Source organism: Brevibacterium sp. AGC70 (assembly GCF_057334195.1).
This window is the reverse complement of the sequence record NZ_JBHFIH010000001.1, coordinates 196,194-198,795: the sequence shown is the minus strand read 5'-3', so window position 1 is coordinate 198,795 and position 2,602 is coordinate 196,194. Positions and strand designations below refer to the sequence as shown.

The following is a 2,602-nucleotide window of genomic DNA, read 5'->3' as shown; positions in this document are numbered from 1 at the left end:
GGCGATCGGTCATTCAAGGCCCATCGACAGGTTCTGGGATGAGACGGTTGTGGGCGCTTTCCCAGCTTTCTCGGTTTCAGTCCGACACCGGTGAGTTGTTAGGCTAGGGAGTCGACCAATTATCGTGAAGAAGGCTTGTACGTGTTTAATTCTCTCTCCGACAGGCTCACCGCGACGTTCAAGAACCTGCGCGGCAAGGGCCGGCTGTCCGAAGCCGATGTGGATGGCACCATCCGCGAGATCCGGCGCGCCCTTCTGGACGCCGACGTCGCCCTGCCCGTCGTTCGCGCATTCACCGGGCGCATTCGCGAGCGGGCGCTGTCCGAAGAGGTCTCGGGTGCGCTGAACCCGGGCCAGCAGGTCGTCAAGGTCGTCAACGATGAACTGGTCGGCATCCTCGGCGGGGAGACTCGTCGCCTGAACTACGCGAAGCGCCCGCCCACCGTCATCATGCTCGCCGGTCTGCAGGGTGCTGGTAAGACCACCCTGGCCGGTAAGCTCGCCTATTGGCTGAAATCCGAAGGTCACCGTCCGATGCTCGTCGCCGCCGATCTGCAGCGGCCGAACGCGGTCAACCAGCTCGAGATCGTCGGCGAGCGTGCAGGCGCGTTCGTCTACGCACCAGAGCCCGGCAACGGCGTCGGTGATCCGGTGCAGGTGGCCACCGACTCTCTTGAAGTCGCTAAGTCGAAGCTCCACGATGTCGTCATCGTCGACACCGCCGGTCGTCTCGGCATCGACGAAGAGCTCATGCAGCAGGCCGCCGACATCCGCTCGGCAGTCAACCCGGATGAGGTTCTGTTCGTCATCGACGCGATGATCGGTCAGGACGCGGTGAAGACCGCCGAGGCCTTCCTCGAAGGTGTCGACTTCACCGGTGTCGTGCTCTCGAAGCTCGATGGTGACTCACGCGGCGGTGCCGCGCTGTCCGTCGCCGAGGTGACCGGAAAGCCGATCATGTTCGCGTCGACCGGTGAGTCGATGAAGGAGTTCGAACAGTTCCATCCCGATCGGATGGCTGACCGGATCCTCGATATGGGCGACATCATGACCCTGATCGAGCAGGCCGAGAAGAACTTCGATGAGAAGGAGACCGCGAAGCTCCAGAAGAAGGTCGAAGCCGGTGAGGACTTCGATCTCAATGACTTCCTGACGCAGATGTCGGGTCTGAAGAAGATGGGCTCGATGAAGAAGATGCTGGGCATGATGCCCGGCATGAGCCAGTACAAAGATCAGCTCGAGAACTTCGACGAACGCGAAGTCGATCGCGTCGAAGCCATCGTTCGGTCGATGACTCCCGCAGAGCGCACCAACCCGAAGATCCTCAACGGATCACGCCGCTCGCGCATCGCCAAGGGTGCCGGCACCACAGTGAACGCGGTCAATCAGCTGATGGAACGATTCACTCAGGCGCAGAAGATGATGCGCGGGATGACTCGTGGCGGCGGTATGCCCGGAATGGGTGGAGGCGGCGGCATGCCGGGGATGGGTGGAATGCCTGGAATGGGCGGAACGCCCGGCGGCGGAGCGAATCGCAAGAAGAAGGCTGTGGGGAAGAAGAAGGGTCGCAAGGGCGGCCAGTCGGGCAACCCCGCCAAGCGTGCCCAGCAGGCTCAGGCGCTTGAGGACAAGAAGTCCGGCAAGACGAAGGATCCGGTCGGTTCGGCCTTCGGCGGCGTCGATCTCGACGGTGACGAAGAGTTCGATATGAAGAATCTGCCGAAGGGCTTCGGCGGGATGTTCCCAGGTGGAAAGTAATAGGGCTTTCTGGCACAATTGGGTCTTGTACTTTTGCTTCCGACGTGGGCCCTCTCTTCCACGTTGAGGTGATAGTCCAGGTCACAGACTCCAACAGGTCAACCCCACGATTCTTCTGGAACCTCTGTGCAACAAAAACACAAAAGGAGACACCACTAAAGTGGCAGTCAAAATTCGCTTGACCCGCATGGGCAAAATCCGTGCACCGCACTACCGCGTCGTCGTGGCCGATTCGCGCACACGTCGCGATGGTAAGGCCATCGAACAGATCGGCATCTACCACCCGACACGCAACCCTTCGGTCATCGAGATCGATTCGGAGCGTGCGCAGCACTGGCTCTCCGTCGGCGCTCAGCCGACCGATCAGGTTCGCACCCTGCTCAAGCTCACCGGTGACTGGCAGAAGCACACCGGCGTCGGCGAAGCAGTGAACACTGTGAAGCCACAGCCGGAGAAGGAAGCCTACGTGGCTCCCACTGCCGGTTCGGTGATCAAGGAGGCTATCACTCCTAAGGGTTCGGACAAGGCTGCGGAAGCACCTGCTGAAGAAGCAGCACCTGCTGCTTCCGAAGAGAGCGCTGAAGCCTGACATGTTGGCTGATTCGCTCGAACACCTGGTCCGCGGCATCGTCGATCATCCCGACGATGTTGCTGTTCGATCCCGCTCGTCACAGCGCGGGACCACGCTCGAGGTCCGGGTTCACCCGGAAGACCTCGGCCGTGTCATCGGTCGCGCAGGGAGAACCGCAAAGGCTCTGCGCACCGTGATCAACTCTCTTGCCGGCCGCGAGTCGGTGCGAGTGGACCTCATCGAGGCGTAACACCTTCATCGGGAAAGGGGGGG

Annotated in this window: 3 protein-coding genes; all 3 read left to right on the top strand. The window is 61.3% G+C overall.

Annotated features, from left to right (window positions below):
- The first annotated feature begins 141 nt into the window (after nt 1–141).
- The 3 genes from ffh (at nt 142) to ACE03M_RS00845 (ending at nt 2,579) form a co-directional block, all read left to right on the top strand.
- A complete protein-coding gene (gene ffh, locus ACE03M_RS00855; protein WP_485932216.1) occupies nt 142–1,758 on the top strand; it encodes a signal recognition particle protein in 1,617 nt (538 codons plus the stop codon).
- 160 nt (nt 1,759–1,918) lie between these two features.
- A complete protein-coding gene (gene rpsP, locus ACE03M_RS00850; protein WP_143922490.1) occupies nt 1,919–2,347 on the top strand; it encodes a 30S ribosomal protein S16 in 429 nt (142 codons plus the stop codon).
- A gap of 1 nt (nt 2,348) precedes the next feature.
- Complete coding sequence (locus ACE03M_RS00845; RefSeq protein WP_009885102.1) at nt 2,349–2,579, top strand: RNA-binding protein; 231 nt, start codon at nt 2,349–2,351, stop codon at nt 2,577–2,579.
- Nucleotides 2,580–2,602: the final 23 nt, after the last annotated feature.